The 16216-nt window shown below is 68.7% G+C and carries 15 protein-coding genes; 8 read left to right on the top strand and 7 right to left on the bottom strand.

Annotation, left to right across the window (positions count from 1 at the left end):
* Positions 1-72: 72 nt before the first annotated feature.
* Positions 73-1362 carry a phospholipase D-like domain-containing protein gene (locus tag AC07RM_RS14220; RefSeq protein WP_495334951.1) on the top strand — a complete coding sequence of 430 codons (1290 nt, stop codon included), beginning with the start codon at positions 73-75 and terminating at the stop codon, positions 1360-1362.
* Positions 1363-1375: 13 nt separating this feature from the next.
* Here the strand turns inward: AC07RM_RS14220 and AC07RM_RS14215 are convergent, their stop codons facing one another.
* Positions 1376-2734, bottom strand: a complete 1359-nt coding sequence (locus AC07RM_RS14215; protein WP_495334950.1) for an epoxide hydrolase family protein — start codon at positions 2732-2734, stop codon at positions 1376-1378.
* Positions 2735-2976: 242 nt separating this feature from the next.
* Between AC07RM_RS14215 and AC07RM_RS14210 the strand changes: the two genes are divergently transcribed.
* The gene (locus AC07RM_RS14210; RefSeq protein ID WP_495334949.1) at positions 2977-4455 is read left to right on the top strand and encodes an amidase; all 1479 of its coding nucleotides are present in this window, start codon (positions 2977-2979) and stop codon (positions 4453-4455) included.
* A 9-nt stretch (positions 4456-4464) separates the two neighbouring features.
* Here AC07RM_RS14210 and AC07RM_RS14205 read toward each other — a convergent pair whose 3' ends face one another.
* On the bottom strand, positions 4465-5136 hold the full coding sequence (locus AC07RM_RS14205; protein WP_495334948.1) for an HD domain-containing protein: 672 nt from the start codon (positions 5134-5136) through the stop codon (positions 4465-4467).
* A gap of 360 nt (positions 5137-5496) precedes the next feature.
* Here AC07RM_RS14205 and AC07RM_RS14200 point away from each other — a divergent pair, with 360 nt between their 5' ends.
* On the top strand, positions 5497-6189 hold the full coding sequence (locus AC07RM_RS14200; RefSeq protein ID WP_495334947.1) for an alpha/beta fold hydrolase: 693 nt from the start codon (positions 5497-5499) through the stop codon (positions 6187-6189).
* 89 nt (positions 6190-6278) lie between these two features.
* Here the strand turns inward: AC07RM_RS14200 and AC07RM_RS14195 are convergent, their stop codons facing one another.
* Positions 6279-7049: an SDR family oxidoreductase gene (locus AC07RM_RS14195; RefSeq protein ID WP_093346430.1), complete on the bottom strand. Its 771-nt coding sequence runs from the start codon at positions 7047-7049 to the stop codon at positions 6279-6281.
* Between the two features lie 72 nt (positions 7050-7121).
* The gene (locus tag AC07RM_RS14190) at positions 7122-7892 is read right to left on the bottom strand and encodes an SDR family oxidoreductase (RefSeq protein WP_495334946.1); all 771 of its coding nucleotides are present in this window, start codon (positions 7890-7892) and stop codon (positions 7122-7124) included.
* Positions 7893-8273: 381 nt separating this feature from the next.
* Between AC07RM_RS14190 and AC07RM_RS14185 the strand changes: the two genes are divergently transcribed.
* The 5 genes from AC07RM_RS14185 (at position 8274) to AC07RM_RS14165 (ending at position 13437) form a co-directional block, all read left to right on the top strand.
* Entirely contained in the window at positions 8274-8918 is a 645-nt protein-coding gene (locus AC07RM_RS14185; RefSeq protein WP_495334945.1) for a CGNR zinc finger domain-containing protein, read from the top strand.
* A gap of 189 nt (positions 8919-9107) precedes the next feature.
* Positions 9108-9725: an amino acid synthesis family protein gene (locus AC07RM_RS14180; RefSeq protein ID WP_495334944.1), complete on the top strand. Its 618-nt coding sequence runs from the start codon at positions 9108-9110 to the stop codon at positions 9723-9725.
* Between the two features lie 92 nt (positions 9726-9817).
* Complete coding sequence (locus tag AC07RM_RS14175) at positions 9818-11494, top strand: MFS transporter (protein WP_495334943.1); 1677 nt, start codon at positions 9818-9820, stop codon at positions 11492-11494.
* 76 nt (positions 11495-11570) lie between these two features.
* Positions 11571-12494, top strand: a complete 924-nt coding sequence (locus AC07RM_RS14170) for a LysR family transcriptional regulator (protein WP_495334942.1) — start codon at positions 11571-11573, stop codon at positions 12492-12494.
* Between the two features lie 43 nt (positions 12495-12537).
* Positions 12538-13437 (top strand): dihydrodipicolinate synthase family protein, encoded by a 900-nt coding sequence (locus AC07RM_RS14165; RefSeq protein ID WP_495334941.1) that lies wholly within the window; start codon positions 12538-12540, stop codon positions 13435-13437.
* A 14-nt stretch (positions 13438-13451) separates the two neighbouring features.
* Here AC07RM_RS14165 and AC07RM_RS14160 read toward each other — a convergent pair whose 3' ends face one another.
* The 3 genes from AC07RM_RS14160 to AC07RM_RS14150 form a co-directional block, all read right to left on the bottom strand.
* On the bottom strand, positions 13452-14132 hold the full coding sequence (locus AC07RM_RS14160) for a class I SAM-dependent methyltransferase (protein ID WP_495334940.1): 681 nt from the start codon (positions 14130-14132) through the stop codon (positions 13452-13454).
* 34 nt (positions 14133-14166) lie between these two features.
* Complete coding sequence (locus tag AC07RM_RS14155) at positions 14167-14922, bottom strand: SDR family oxidoreductase (RefSeq protein WP_296799616.1); 756 nt, start codon at positions 14920-14922, stop codon at positions 14167-14169.
* 292 nt (positions 14923-15214) lie between these two features.
* A complete protein-coding gene (locus tag AC07RM_RS14150) occupies positions 15215-16201 on the bottom strand; it encodes a GlxA family transcriptional regulator (protein ID WP_495334939.1) in 987 nt (328 codons plus the stop codon).
* Positions 16202-16216 lie beyond the last annotated feature (15 nt).

The raw sequence follows: 16216 nt of genomic DNA, 5'->3' as shown, positions 1-16216 counted from the left end.
CATCGCAGCGGTGCCTTGCAGGACAAGGGCGCGACCTCGATTCGGCGCAGGCAAAGGCCGGCACGATAAGGCATGCGTGTCACTGCCCCCCGCAAGCCCTGGAAAGCCATCGCCTGGACCTTCGTCCTGACGCTGGCCGCCACCCTGCTCGTGCTCAACCTCACGAGCGGCGAGAAGAAGCTCGACGAACAGGTGCGGCGCGAATACGCGCTGCACGATCCCCAGTACCAGCGCGCGCTCGGCGCCATGCTCGGCCCGCCGATCACCGACGGCAACCGCTTCGAGGCCTTCCAGAACGGCGACAAGATTTTTCCGCCGATGCTCGCGGCGATCCGCTCGGCGAAGCAAAGCATCACCTTCGAGACCTACATCTATTGGTCGGGCGACATCGGCCGCGCCTTTGCCGATGCGCTGTCGGAGCGCGCGCGTGCCGGCGTCAAGGTGCACGTGCTGCTCGACTGGGTCGGCAGCGCGAAGGTCGATGCGGACTTCATCCGCGAGATGGAGACATCGGGCGTGGAGATCCGCAAGTTCCACAAGCCGAGCTGGTACGACATCGCGCGCATGAACAACCGCACCCACCGCAAGCTGCTGGTGGTCGACGGTCGCATCGGCTTCACGGGCGGCGTCGGCATCGCGCCCGAATGGACCGGCGACGCGCAGGACCCGGCGCACTGGCGCGACTCGCACTACAAGGTCGAGGGTCCGGTGGTGGCGCAGATGCAGGCGGTCTTCATGGACAACTGGATCAAGGTCTCGGGCGACGTGTTCCACGGCGAGCGCTACTTCCCGCCGCTGCCGCCGGTGGGCACGGGCCGCGCGCAGATGTTCAGCAGCTCGCCCTCGGGCGGCAGCGAGAGCATGCACCTGATGTACCTGCTCTCGATCGCCGCGGCCACGAAGACCATCGACCTGTCGAGCGCCTACTTCGTGCCCGACGATCTCACCGTGGGCGCGCTGGTCGCGGCGCTGCACCGCGGCGTGCGGGTGCGCATCATCACGCCGGGACCGATCATCGATTCGCAGACCGTGCGCCGCGCCTCGCGCGCCGCCTGGGGCCCGCTGCTCGAGGCCGGCGCCCAGATCAGCGAGTACCAGCCGACCATGTACCACTGCAAGGTCTTCCTGGTCGACGGCCTGCTGGTGTCGGTGGGCTCCACCAACTTCGACAACCGCTCGTTCCGGCTCAACGACGAGGCCAACCTCAACATCTACGACGAGGCTTTCGCCGCGGCGCAGACCGTGCAGTTCGAGGCCGACCTCGCGCAGTCGAAGCGGTTGAGCTACGAGGGCTGGAAGGATCGGCCGCTGCTCGAGAAGGCGTGGGAGCACCTGGCTGCGGTGCTGTCGCCGCAGCTCTGAGCGGCTGCCCCCGTCAGCCGCGCAGCGACCGGAACGCCGCGCGCAACTCCGCGCTGAACAGCGCCGGCTGCTCCCAGGCGGCGAAGTGCCCGCCCTTGTCGACCTCGTTGAAGTAGATCAGGTTGTGGTACGCCGCCTCGACCCACTGGCGCGGCGCGCGGTAGATCTCGCCCGGGAACACGGTCACCGCGGCCGGGATCGAGATGTCGACGGCGTTGAAGTTGTTGGCGTTGTTCTCCCAGTAGAGCTGCGCGCCCGAGGTGGCGGTCTTGGTCACCCAATAGAGCGTGATGTCGTCGAGCATCTCGTCGCGCGTGAGCGACTTCTCGGCGTCGCCGCCGCTGTAGGTCCACTCGGTGAACTTGTCGTAGAAGAAGGCGGCCAGGCCCGCGGGCGAATCCTCGAGCGCATAGCCCAGGGTCTGGGGCCGCGTCACCATCAGCGCGGCATAGCCGCCGCCCTTCCTGTAGAGGAAGTTCAGCGCATCGAAGGCCGCCTTCTCCGTGTCGTCGAGGCCGGCGGGCGCGGGATCGCCGTTGTTGAGTGCCCGCGCCACCTGCGGCGGCACGCTGGCCGGCATGTTGACGTGGATGCCGAGCAGGCCCGGCAGCTTCTGGCGCGCCATGCTGTCCGAGATGACCGAGCCCCAGTCGCCGCCCTGCGACACGTAGCGCGGGTAGCCCAGCCGCTTCATCAGCACGTCCCAGGCACGGCCGATGCGGTCGGGGCCCCAGCCGGTGCTGCGCGGCTTGGCCGAGAAGCCGTAGCCGGGCATCGAGGGCAGCACGAGGTGGAAGGCGTCCTCGGCGCGGCCGCCATGGGCGGTGGGGTTGACGAGCGGGTCGATGGTCTTGAGCAGTTCCATCACCGAGCCGGGCCAGCCATGGGTCATGACCAGCGGCAGCGCATCGGGATGGCGCGACTTCACGTGGATGAAGTGGATGTCGAGGCCGTCGATCTCGGTGATGAACTGCGGCAGGGCATTGAGCCGCGCCTCGGCCTTGCGCCAGTCGTAGCCGCTGCCCCAGTACCGAACCAGCGGCTGCAGCTTCTCGAGCCGCACGCCCTGCGACAGGTCGCTCACGGTCTCGCGGTCGGGCCAGCGCGTGGCCTTCACGCGGCGACGCAGGTCGGCCAGCACGGCCTCGGGCACGTGGACGCGGAACGGGCGTACGGCCGTGTCGCCCGTGGGCGCGCGCGGCTTCGGCGGATAGGCCGCGGCCGCTTGCGCATCGGCCTCGGGACTGCCGGCCGCCCGTGCCAGCTCGGTGCCCGAGAGCAGGCTGAAGCCCGCGGCGCCGGCCACGGCGGAGGTGGCGAAGAAGCCGCGGCGCGTGGCCCGGCTCGCGGTCTTGTCGGTGGTCTTGTGCATGGGATGTTCCTCTGGATTGGATGAAGTCGCGTGGCCCCCGTCCCGGGGCCGGAGCGCATTCTTCGAGCGCCATGCCGCCGCGCCGCGGATCGCGTATGCCTGTGTATCCGCGCGAAAAATCCACACACTACGTTGCACGCGCGGCCCAATACACGACTGGCGCGCGGGCACACCGCGTCTTCGCTAGAGTGGGCGCACACGGGGCCCACGCCCCCTTTTTCTTTTCTCGACAGGAGCGACGGATGACTTTGGCAATGAGCTGGCAGGCATGGAGCGAACAGGACGGCGTGGGGCTCGCCGCGCTGGTGCGCAGTGGGCAGGTCACGCCGGCCGAGCTCGCGGCCCAGGCCAGCGCCGCCATCGCGCTCACCAACCCCGCGCTGAGCGCGGTGGTCGAGGTCTTCGACGACGTGGTGGCCGATCCGCTGGCCGACGGCATGAACCCCGCGGGCGCGTTCGCGGGCGTGCCCTACCTGATGAAGGACCTGGGCCCGACCATGAAGGGCCGGCTGCAGGAGATGGGCTCGCTGCTGATGAAGGGCCAGCGCGCGGCCGCCGACACCCACCTGACGCAGCAGATCCGCAAGGCCGGGCTCAACATCATCGGGCGCACCACCACGCCCGAGTTCGGCGTCTGCAGCTCGGCCGAGAACCCGGCCGTCTACGTCACGCGCAATCCCTGGAACCTCGACTACACCACCTGCGGCTCCTCGGCCGGCACGGGCGCGGCGGTGGCGGCCGGCGTGCTGCCGCTGTCGCACGCCACCGACGGCGGCGGCTCGATCCGCATTCCCGCGGGCGTGAACGGCAACATCGGCCTCAAGCCCTCGCGCGGCGTGTTCTCGATCGCGCCGGCGCTGTCGGACCTCACGGGCCTGGTGTCGATCCAGGGCTGCCACAGCCGCACGGTGCGCGACACCGCGGCCTTCGTCGACCACTGCCGCGGCGGCGCGCCCGGCGAGTTCATGCCCTACTGGAAGGCCGACGAGCCCTACACGCAGCTGATCGAGCGCGACCCGAAGCCGCTGCGCATCGCGATGTCGCACGAGTGGGGCGACTTCCGCGCCACGCCGCACATCGTGGCCGAGCTCGAGCGCGTGGGCCACTTTCTCGAGGGCCTGGGCCACCACGTCGAATGGGCGCTGCCCGCGGTCGACATCCGTGCCGCCTTCGCGGCCCAGACCACCTGCTACATCAGCAACTTCGCGCAGACCATCGAGGGCTTTCTCGCGCGCTTCGGCCTCGAGCAGCCGCCGGCCGACCTGATCGAGCCGATCAACATCAAGATCTGGGAGGCCGGGCGCGACATCTCCTATGCCGAGCGCTTCAGGATGCAGACGGTGTTCAACACCACCGCGCGCGGCTTCGGTGCCTTCTTCGAGGACTGGGACATCATCCTCACCCCGATCACCGCGCTGCCCACGCCGCGTGTGGGCACCACCGAATACCTCACGCTCAGCGACAACCCCTCGGTGCTCGACTGGTTCGACAACCTCTGGCAGAACTTCGCCTACACGCCGCTGGCCAACCTCTGCGGCATTCCGGGCATCTCACTGCCGCTGGCCTTCAACGAGCACGGCCTGCCGCTGGGCATGCAGCTGCAGGCGAAGCAGGCCAACGATGGCCTGCTGCTGCAGCTCAGCGCGCAGATCGAGCGCGCGATCGGCGGCCGCTGGAACGATGGCCGCCAGCCCGGCGTGCACGTGACCACGGCGAGCTAGAAAACCTGCTCAGTGCCGGCAGCCCGGCACGCCGCAGGCGCCGTCGTTCCACGACGAGCCGAGGATCATCCCGCAGAAGTTGAGCCGCTTGTACGTGGGGTCCTTGAGCGCCAGCACGTCGGCCTTGACGTTGCCGAAGGTGGTCTCGGGCTTGAAGCGCGTGCCCTTGGCGAAGGCATCGATGATGCCTTCCTTGAAGTCGGCCTCGCGCGGATGCGCGCGCACCACCGCCTCGCGCTGCTCGGTGGGAAAGGCGTCGTAGGCCAGGCCCAGCACGTCCATCTCGACGCCCGCGGTGACCAGCGCCACCACCGGCTTCTTATGCTGCGGAATGCCCGGCGTGGTGTGCAGCGCGATCGCATCCCACACCTGCTCGACCTCGGGCTCGGCGATGCCGTGGCGCACGAGGAAATCGCGCGCGGCATTGGCGCCGTCGACCTCGAAGCGCTCGGTCCTGCTGCTGTAGGGCGCCACCAGCCCCATGTCGTGGAACATCGCGCCGATGTAGAGCAGCTCCGCGTCGTAAGCCAGGCCGCGGCGCTCGCCGGTCAGCGCGCCGAACAGGAACACGCGCCGCGAGTGGTTGAACAGCAGCGCGGTCTCGGTGTCGCGCACCAGCTCGGTGGCCTCGCGCGCCATCTGGCTGTCGGGGATGTGGATGCCGGCAATGGATTCGTTCATGGGTTCTCCGGGAATCGGGGTTGGCGAAAGTGCGAACCCAGTGTCCGGCGCGCCGATGCCCCGTGCGCGCGGCCGAGGGGGCAGGGACTGCCAGATCGGGTGCGCTTCCTGCCAAAAGCAGGGGGCAGGTCCCGAAGAGGGGGCCGCGCCGCGGGCACATCGGACTCCCGCCTCACCTTCGCCATCTGTCTATCGAAAGCGCCGCCAAGTCATTCGACACCCAACAGAGTAACCTCTCAAATAATTTTAAATAGGTTACTCAGAGGCATAATCAGTGGAGCGAAGAGACCGCCCAGCGGTCCGGATCGGGAGCACAGGAGCGGGAGTCGAACGAAGGAGCACAAGATGAATGATCGAGGTATGACCGCCGTGCTGGTCCATGGAGCCTGGGCCGACGGATACAGCTGGGCAAGGGTGATTGCGGGCCTGGAGCAGGCAGGCATCGAGGCCGTCGCGGCCCCGCTGCCGCTGACGAGCCTTGCCGACGACGTTGCCGCGCTGAAGCGCAGCCTCGCACGCATCGAAGGGCCGTTGATTCTGGTCGGGCACGCCTATGCGGGCGCGGTGATTGCGCAGATCACCGAGCAGCGCGTGGCGGGCCTGGTGTACGTGGCGGCGCTTGCGCCCGACGAAGGGGAAACGGTGCTGGAGGTCTTCGGACGCGCCGAGCCGCACGAGAAAGCGCCACGGCTGGCGCCCGATGGCGACGGATGGATCTGGCTTCCCGACGAAGCCTTTGCCGGCGCATTCGCACAGAACGCCTCGCCGGAAGACCAACGTGTATTGGCGGCCGTTCAGCGGCCGATCTCCGTGTCATGCATCACCGTGCCCGTCGGGCCGCCGTTGTGGAAGACCCGGCCCGCGTGGTACCTGGTGGCGCAGGACGATCGAATGATCGCGGCCTCGACGCAGCGCTTCATGGCGCAGCGGATGCAGGCGGTCGAACGCTCGATTCCGGCCGATCACGCGCCGAGCGTTTCGGCGCCGGGCGAGGTCATCGGGTTCATCGCCGACGCGGCCCGCGCGTTCGGCAGCGAAGCGGCGCCCCACTGAGCGCGTGGACCGACGCGGCGGGCATGCCGCCGCGGCCCGATGTCCGCGGTGGCCGGCCGCACCGGCTCGGGGATATCGGGCTGCCCCGATCAGATCGACTTGATCTCGCCGCCGTCCATGCGCAGCACCGTGCCGGTCATCCAGCGCGCTGCCGGCGACACGGCGAAGGCGATCAGATCCGCAATCTCCTCCGGCTCGCCGAAACGCGCGATGCCCGAACTTGCGAGAACCGCGGCCTTGGCAGCGTCCAGGTCGAGATGGCGCGCGCTCGCGAGCTTCTCGATCATTCCCATGCGCCGGCCCGTCATGACCGCGCCCGGCGAGACGCTGTTCACTTGAACGCCATCGGCAATGCCGCGATCGGCGAAAGCCTTTGCCAGCGCCTCGATCGCCGCGTTGATCGTGCCCACGGCGGCAGACGCCGCCTTCGGCGCTTCCGCGGCAGTGCCCGAGATGAAGACGACGGCGCCTTTCGACGACTTCAACGCCTCCCACGCGCGCAAGGTGAGCCTGCGGGCGCCATGGAATTTCAGTGCCAGGCCGCTGTCCCATTGCGCGTCGGTCATCTCGAACAGGTCCAGTCCCGGGACCGCGCCGGCCACGTTCACCAGCGCATCGATTCTTCCGAACTGCGAAAGGGTCCGCGCCACGACCGTCTCGGCGGCCTGGGGATCGCCAAGATCGCCCTCGACGACGAGCGCCTGCGCGCCCAGTGCGCGCACCTGCGCCGCCACCTGCTCCAGCTGTTCCCCGCTGCGCGCGGCGAGCACGACGCACGAGAAGTTCCTGGCGAGCCGCAGGGCCGTGGCCTTGCCGATCCCCGAGCTCGCGCCCGTCACTATCACGACTGATTCCGACATTGGATGATTCCGGTTGTTGATAAAAACTTCGACCTGGGTGCCGCCGCGGCGAGGCCGCCCGACGGCCTCGAATCAGACGGCCTTGACCTCGCCGCCGTCCATGCGGATGGCCGTGCCGGTCAGCCAGCGCGCCGCCGGCGACACGAGGAAGGCCATCAGCTCGGCGATCTCCCGCGGCTCTCCGTAGCGGGCGATCCCTGCCTCCTTCGGGAAGCTCTCGAGCGCCTCGTCGAAGCTCATGCCGTGCGCTGGTGCCCAGTGCGCGAGGTACGAACGGCGGCGCTCGGTCATGACGGGCCCGGGCAGCACGCTGTTGACGCGCACGCCGTCGCGGATCCCGAGGTCGGCGAATGCCTTGGCCAGCGCGACGATCGCGGCGTTCACCGTTCCCACGGCCGCATAGGAAGCCTTCGGGAACAACGCCGAGTTCCCGGAGGTCATCACCACCGCCCCGTTCGTCGCGCAAAGATGTTTCCACGCATGCACCGTCAGCCTGCGCGCGCCGTGCAGCTTCAGGCCGAGGCCCGCGTCCCATTGCGCGTCGGTCATCTCCAGCAGGTCCACCTGCGGCACCGCACCCGCGATGTTGACCACTGCATCGATCCGGCCGAATTCGCCGATCGTGCGCTCGACGACTTCGGCGGCAGCGGACGGCTCGCCCAGATCCGCGACGATGACCAGGCTGGACGCCCCCGCGGCCTCGACCCGTTGCGCCGTCTGCTTCAACTTCTCTTCGTTCCGGGCGACGAGCACCAGCCGGCCGAAATCACTGGCCAGGCGGATGGCGGTCTCGCGCCCGATCCCCTGGCTGGCGCCCGACACGATGGCCACTGTGTTCTTCATGCGTTCCTCGCGTTCCTTGGATGGCTCCCTCCTCGCTTTGAGAGCTCCCGCGCCGGCCCGGCGCTCGATGGCCAACCACCGCTCGAAACCCGATGCCTGTCATCTGTTCGGCGCCGAGATTAGTATCTTCCGAATAACCTGTCAAACTATATTAGCTAGGTTATCTAAAATCCAATCTGCGCGCTGCCCGCGGTGCCGCGCCGGAACCGCGGCGGGGGAAAATGCCAGGAACTTCGCTGTACCGGCATCCACCGATGTGCGCATTGCGACTGCAAGGAGCTTCGATCCCATGACCCATCGATACCCAATGAAATGCTCGCTCCCGTGTGCCCACGCGCAACCGCGCCGAGGACTTCGCTGCCCGCGACCAGGAGATCGCGAATGAGCGAGGTCCGGCCCCCGCCGATGTTCCTGGCGGATTCACCCGCGCTCGACTTCCTGAATTCGGTGGCCGTCCCGACCGACACGCAGGTGGAGTGGCTCGGCTCGGGCGAGGACCTGTTGAACTGGCTGCGAGAGGCCGGCATGGTCGATCCGCAAGTGCTGCGAGAACTGGGCGAGGCGGCCGGTCCGGGCGAGCTGGATGCGGTGGCCGCGCAGGCGCGCGCATTGCGCGAGTGGTTCAGGGCCTTCGTCCGGCAGCACCAGGGCGCGCGGCTCACGCGCAAGTCCTTCAAGGAGCTGGAAGCGCTGAACCGGCTGTTGGCGCGCGACGAGGCGTTCGAGCAGATCGAGATCCGCGACAAGGCGTCGGCCTCCGGGGACGAGCCCTCCGAGCTGGCATGGGTGCGCCGCCGTCGCTGGCGCTCCGCCGATTCGCTGCTGCTGCCGATCGCCCAATCCATGGCCGAGCTCTTGGCGACCGCCGACCTCACCCATGTGAAGGCATGCGAGGGTCCGGCCTGCACGTTGATGTTTCTCGACACGACGCGTGGACGCATTCGCCGCTGGTGCAGCATGGCCGTCTGCGGCAATCGCGCCAAGCAGGCGGCGCATCGTTCGAAGCTGAGTTCGGAAAAGCGCTAGCGGCCTGCCCCGGTCATTCTTCCCTGCCAGCGCGCATCGACTTCCACCGCCAGGCCCAAAAAACGCAAGCCCGCTTGCGTTCTTGCAAACTGACAGAAAGGCCTCGCGAACCTAATCTCCGTCCGCCACTTCAGCCCCTGCGACGCAGGGACCAGGCGATTCAGCCACATCCACAGGACGGAGACCCCCATGAGCCAGTCAACGCTCGAGACCATTCGACAGATCTTCGTGTTCGAGAGGAACACGCTCGCCGAGGGCGGCCGCGCCGCCGCCGCGCCTTCGCGCCACGTGGTCGCCGCCGCGATCTTCAAGAACCCCTGCGCCGGCCGCGGCGCCGCGACCGACGCCGAACTGGCCGACCTGGCGCAGCGCTCGGTCGAGATCGGCACGCTGCTGACCGAACGCGCGCTCTCGCACTTCGCGGGCGAGGAGCAGCCCCGCGCCTACGGCAAGGCCGCGCTGGTGGGCACGGCCGGCGAGTCGGAACACGGCGCGGCGCTGATCCACCCGCGCCTGGGCCTGGCCATGCGCACCGGCCTGGGCGCGGGCCCCGCGCTGATTCCGGGCAATGCCAAGGTATCGACGGCCGGCGGCTCGGTCGACCTGCTGTTCGGCGGCGCCGACGACGCCTGGGACTACGACGCCATGGACGGCATCACCCTCGCGATTCCGGGCGCGCCCGGCCCCGACGAGCTCGTGCTGTTCGTCGGCTTCGGCACCGTGCGCATCAATGCGCGCGTGAAGGGCGCCAGCGCCGAGCAGGTCGCCAAGGTGGTGGCCGACATCCGGGCACGCCGCCAGGCCTGAAGCGCCCATCACCGGCCACGCCACGTGGCCGGCCAGGGAGGAGCCCCACCGGGCGGCCTCCTCCCTTCAGAACCACAAGACAGGAGACAAGCATGGACATCCCCGCAACCCTGACGGGTGCGACGCATCGCGCGGAAGGCAGGAAGGTCATCGTGGCCTCTTCCGTGGGCGCCGTCATCGAGTACTACGACTTCTTCCTCTACGGCTCGCTCGCGACCATCATCGCGAAGCAGTTCTTCTCGGCGCTCGACCCCTCGGCCGCCTTCATCTTCGCGCTGCTCGCCTTCGCGGCGGGCTTCATCGTGCGGCCGCTCGGCGCCGTGCTGTTCGGGCGCCTGGGCGACATGATCGGGCGCAAGTACACCTTCATGATCACGCTGCTGCTGATCGGCATCTCGACCTTCTCGGTCGGCTTCCTGCCCAACTACGCCACCATCGGCGTGGCCGCGCCGATCATCCTGATCGTGCTGCGGCTGTGCCAGGGGCTGGCGCTCGGCGGCGAATATGGCGGTGCCGCCACCTACGTGGCCGAGCACTCGCCGCCGCACAAGCGCGGCGCCAGCACCGCATGGATCCAGACCACCGCAACGCTGGGCTTCCTGCTGTCGCTGGTCGTCATCCTCGGCGTGCGCAGCACCATGTCGCCCGAGCAGTTCGATGCCTGGGGCTGGCGCATCCCCTTCATCATCTCGCTCGGCCTGCTCGTGCTCTCGGTCTACATCCGGGTCTCGATGAAGGAGTCGCCGGTGTTCCTCAAGCTCAAGGCCGGCAACGGCATCAGCAAGGCGCCGGTGCGCGAGGCCTTCGGCGAATGGAAGAACCTGCGCATCGTGCTGATCTGCCTGTTCGGCCTGTGCGCCGGGCAGTCGATCGTCTGGTACACCTCGCAGTTCTACGCGCTGTTCTTCCTCACGCAGATCCTCAAGGTGGATCCGATCTACGCGAACACGCTGTTCGCCACCTCGCTGGTGCTGAGCATGCCGCTGTTCATCTTCTTCGGCGCGCTGTCGGACCGCATCGGCCGCAAGTGGCTGATCATGATCGGCATCCTGGTGGCGGCCCTGTCCTACGGCCCGCTGTTCAAGGCGCTCACGCACTATGCGAACCCGGCGCTGGAGCGCGCCCAGCAAAGCGCCTCGATCGTGCTGACGGCCGACCCGCGCGAATGCTCGTTCCAGGGCAACCCGATCGCGCGCGACGTCGACTTCCGGACCTCCTGCGACATCGCCAAGCGCGTGCTGGCGCAGAGCGCGGCCAGCTACGAGGTCAAGGACGCGGCGGCCGGCGAGCTGGCGACCGTGACCATCGGCGACCGGGTCATCGCCTCGGTGCAGGGAAGGCTGGTCGCGAACGGCAACGCCTTCGAGCCCGCCAGCAAGGCCGAGATCGACGGCTTCCGCGCGCGGATCGGCGCCGCGCTCCAGGGCGCCGGCTATCCCACGGCGGCTGACCGCGCGGGCATCGACTCGCCGATGGTGGTGCTGATCCTGCTGGTCTTCATGGGCTTCGTGGCCATCACCTACGGGCCGCTCGCGGCGCTGCTGGTGGAGATGTTCCCCGCGCGCATCCGCTACACCTCGATGTCGCTGCCCTATCACATCGGTGCCGGCTGGTTCGGCGGGCTGCTGCCGACCATCTCGTTCGCGCTCGTGGCCGAGCACGGGAACATCTATGCCGGCCTCGCCTATCCGATCGCGGGCGCGCTCATGACTTTCGTGATCGGCGCGATCTGGCTGCGCGACACCAAGGAGACCCGGGCCGCGGCCTGAACCGCAAGCTTGCACCGATGGCGCGGAGGCCCCCGCTGGACTAATGTCTTCGCTCCTTCGCTCAGCCTTCAATGCCATGGCCACCAAGCACCTGCCCCTGGATCAACTCGGATGGGACCACCTGCGCGCATTGCTCGAAGTCGCGCGCGGCGGTGCGCTCGCGCCCGCCGCGCGCAAGCTGGGCGTCGACCAGTCGACCATCAGCCGCCGCCTCGCGCAGGTGGAGTACAGCTCGGGCGGCACGCTGTTCCGGCGCGACCGCAAGGGCATCGTCCTGACCCCGTTCGGGCGGGAAGTGTTCACGAGGGTGGAGAAGATGGAAACGGCCTTGCACGAAATCCAGGGACTGACCGCCGACCGCTTCGGGCAGAACGCCGGCACCGTCTCCATCGCGACGATGGAGGGCGTGGGCGCGATGCTGATCTCGCGCGCGGTCAGGAAGCTGCACGAGCGCTTCGCGGCGATCGAGATCCAGCTCGCCACCACTTCCAACTACGTGGACATCGCGCGCCGCGAGTCGGACATCTTCGTGAGCTTCTTCGAGCCCCCGCCGAAGTCGCTGCACACGCAGAAGGTGGCCGACGTGCATTTCCATCTCTATGCCAGCGCCTCCTATCTCGCGGGCCGCGAGATCGCGCGACCCGAGGACCTGGCGCGGGACTTCTTCATCGGCTACATCGACGATCCGATCTACCTGCCCTCGGCGCGCTGGCTCGAGGAGTTCGTCGATGCGCCGCGCATCGGCTTCCGCGCGACCAGCATGTTCTCGCAGCTGTTCGCGGCGCGGGAGGGCCTGGGCGTGGTGCTGTTGCCTTCGTACGCCGAAGCCGAGTCCTTCGGGCTGATCCGGCTGCTGCCCGACCGCTCCGCGCGCGTGCCGCTGTTCATCAGCGTGCAGTACGACCTGCAGTACCTGCCACATATCCGGGCCGTCTTCGACCTGCTCGCGCAACTCATGGCCGAGAAGCTCGCGGCCCAACAGCCGGTGGCGCCGGCCTGACACCTATCGCTTTCTTCCATCCACCCTTTGCTCATTCAATCTCATGAACAAGAAAATCCTCGGTATCGTTTCCTACCCCATCACCGTCTTCGACGAGCGCAGCGGCGCCGTCGACATCGAGACCAGCCGCCGCGTGGTCGAGCGGCTGGTGCTCTCGGGCTCGCATGCCATCGCACCGCTCGGCAGCACCGGCGAAAGCGCCTACCTGTCCGACGAGGAGTGGGATGCCGTGGCCGAGGCGTCGATCGCTCAGGTCGCGAAGCGCCTGCCGGTGATCGTCGGCATCTCGGACCTCACGACCCGCAACGCGGTGCGCAAGGCCAAGTTCGCGGAAGCGGCCGGCGCCGACGCGGTCATGGTGCTGCCCGTGTCCTACTGGAAGCTCGGCGAGGCCGAGATCTTTCGCCACTACCAGAGCATCGCCGACGCGATCGGCCTGCCGGTCATGCTCTACAACAATCCCGCGACCAGCGGCGTCGACATGCAGCCCGAGCTGATCGTGCGGATCGTGCGGGACATCGCGAACGTCACCATGGTCAAGGAGAGCACGGGCGACATCCAGCGCATGCACCGGATCCGGCAACTGTCGAACGGCGAGATCCCGTTCTTCAACGGCAGCAATCCGCTGGCGCTCGAGGCTTTCGCCGCCGGTGCCGTGGGCTGGTGCACGGCGGCGCCCAACATCATTCCGAGCTGGCCCGTCGCGCTCCACGACGCCTGCCTGTCGGGCGACATGGAAGCGGCGCGAACGATCTTCTACGGGCAGCTCGAGGTACTGCAGTTCATCCTCAAGGGCGGGCTGCCGACGACCGTGAAGGCGGGGCTGCGGCTGCGGGGGTTCGAGGCGGGGGTGCCGAGGTTGCCGCTGCAAGGGCTCGACGAGGCTTCGGTTGCGCAGCTGCAGCGTTTGCTCAGGGAGCTGGATTCGCGAACGATTGCCTGAACAGCCGATCGCCGTCACGCATAGGCGACCCAGCCCCTGAACGTGAACCCCACATAGAAGAGCTGCACCCCGCTGAACCCCGCCTCGCGCAGGATCGCCTCGTCCTGCGCCGGCGACAGGATCGCCAGCTCCTTCTGCACCTTCTCGCTCGTTGCCGCCGCCTGCTTCGGGTCGGACCCCGACGACACGAGGAAGGCCGCGTAGCGCTTCATCCAGGTCTCGCGCTGGCCCTCGCCGTCCTCCACGCTGAGGTGCGCAACCACGAAGGGTGCGCCCGGCTTCAGGCGGCGATGGATCTCGCGCGCCGTCGGCAGGCGCTGGTCGGGTGGCACGAAATGGAAGGTCAACAGGCAGGTCGCGCCGTCGAAGGGGCCTTCGGGCGCGTCCTGCACATAGCCTTCGTGCAGGCCCACGCGCGACGTCAACGGGCCGAGCCGCTGGGCCGCGAGATCGAGCATCGGCGCGCTCGGGTCGACGCCGTCGATCCGCCAACCGGGGTGGGCGAGCGCGAGGTCCTCGAGCTCGAGGCCGCCACCGGCGCCGACCACCAGCACGCGGCCTTCGGCCGGCACGCGCTCGGCCAGCAGGATGCGCGTCATCGGCAGCAGGCCGCTATGGCCGGGCACGTTGCGCTTCGGGCCCTCCGCGTACTTGGCGACCGCATCGGAACTGTTGAATGCACTGTGAGAGTTCATCCAACGATGATGGCATGGCGCCTGGGGGTGCGCTTCAGCAGGGGTTCAGCGCCGCGAAGACCGCTTCGTAGCGGCCATCGCGCTCGGCCCAGCGGCGCGCGTGGTCGCGCTCGAGCATCAGCTCGCCGTGCGGATGATCGCCGCGCTCCAGCAGCCGCATCACCTCCGCCACGTAGGCGCCCACGGGCATGGCGCGCGGGTCCGAGGCCTGCGCGCTGCCCGTGAGTTCGGTCTGCACATAGGGCGGCGCGAGTTCGAGCACCTCGACCGGGACCGCGCGAAGCTGGTGGCGCAGCGACTGCAGCCACGAGTGCAGGAAGGCCTTGCTCGCGCAGTAGACCGGGAAGTCCGCGCGCGGCACGAAGGCCAGCGCCGAGCCGGTCGCGATGAAGCTCGCATTGGCCTGGCCCTTCAACAGCGGCAGGAACGCGGCCGCGGTGCGCAGCACGCCGAGGATGTTGGTCTGCACCATCGCTTCGGCATCGGTGGCGCTCCAGGCGTCGGCGCGCATGTCTTCCGCGCGCGAGATGCCGGCATTGGCGATCAGCACGTTGAGCTCGGGAAAACGTTCGCGCACCTCCCGCGCGACGCGTGGCAGCGAGGCGGGATCGTCGAGGTCGAGCCGCAGGCCGAACAGGCCGGCTCGGCCGGCCGTGACCTCGTCGAGCAGGGCCTGGCGCCTGCCGGTGACGATGACGCGGTTGCCGCGCCGGTGCAGGGCCTCGGCGAGCGCGCGGCCGATGCCGCTGGTGCCGCCCGTCACGAGGATGGTGTTGCCGGTGGTTTTCATGATGGCTGTCTTTCGATGGGTTGGGGTCATGGAGAAAGCCATGGCAACCCTCGCGGCGCTCTTCGCGAACGGACGCGAAAAGACCCTGTGCCGGCCGCGCGATGCAATGCAGCGCAGGAAGGCGAACAGGACGAACGAAAGGAAGAGGGAGGGCATACCGTGGCGTCTTTGCATCGAGATCTCCCTGCTGGGAACCACTCGACAAAGGACGCGTTGGATGACGGTAACGCCTACGGCAGCGCGCCGCTGGGGCGACTGCGGGCCGGATTGTCGACGCGCCGGCGCGCCGCCGTCAACCCCCGGGCGACGCCGCGAGCCGCGTGCTGCCGAAGTTCGCGCGGTACTGCTGCGGCGTGACGCCCAGGCGGCGCAGGAACACCGCGCGCATGCGATGCGCGTCGTGGAAGCCGCAGGCGAAGGCCACGGTCTTCATCGGCGCCTGGCCGTTCTCGAGCATCACGCGCGCCGCGTCGAGCCGCGCGCTCTCGACGAACTCGGCCGGCGTGAGCTTCGCGTCGCGCGCGAAGGTGCGCGCGAAGCTGCGCTCGCTCATGTGCGCGACCCGCGCCAGCACCGCCACCGTGAGCTCGTCGCCCAGGTGCGCCATCACGTACTGCTGCACCTGCGCGACCGGCGAGGCCGGCTCGAGCCGGGGCGTGAGGAAGGGACTGAACTGCGACTGCCCGCCCGCGCGCTGCGTGAACACCACGAGCCGCCGGGCCACGTGCAGCGCCACCTCGTTGCCGTGGTGCTGCGCGAGCAGGTAGAGCGACAGGTCGATGCCCGCCGTGACGCCGGCCGAGGTGTAGAGCTTGCCGTCCTGGTTGAAGAGCCGGTTCGATTCGACGCGCGCGCTCGGGCACAGGCTGGCCAGCGCCGCCGCGTCGTTCCAGTGCGTGGTGACGGTGCGGCCATTCAGCAGGCCCGCACGCGCCAGGATGAAGGCGCCGCTGCAGATCGAACCGAAGCTCGCGGCCCGCGCGCTCGCGGCCTCGAGCCAGCGGTACAGCGCCGGATCGAAATGCTGCCGCACCAGCGCCGGGCCGCCGGCCACCAGCAGCAGGTCGAAGGCATCGTCGACCTCGGCATAGTGGCGATGCGCCTGCAGCGAGAGGCCGTTCGAGCACGGCATGGTGCCGTGCTCCACGCCGATGGTCTCGAGCCGGTAGTGGTCCTCGTCCGGCAGGAAGCGGTTGGCTTCCGAGAACACGTCCATCGGGCCGCTGACGTCGAGCGACTGGACGCCGGAGAAAACGAGCAGGGCGACGGTGCGGTGCATGGGGCGGGAGATGGG

The sequence above is a fragment of the Variovorax sp. GW821-FHT09B05 genome (assembly GCF_059418265.1).
This window is presented reverse-complemented; position numbering and strand designations above follow the sequence as displayed.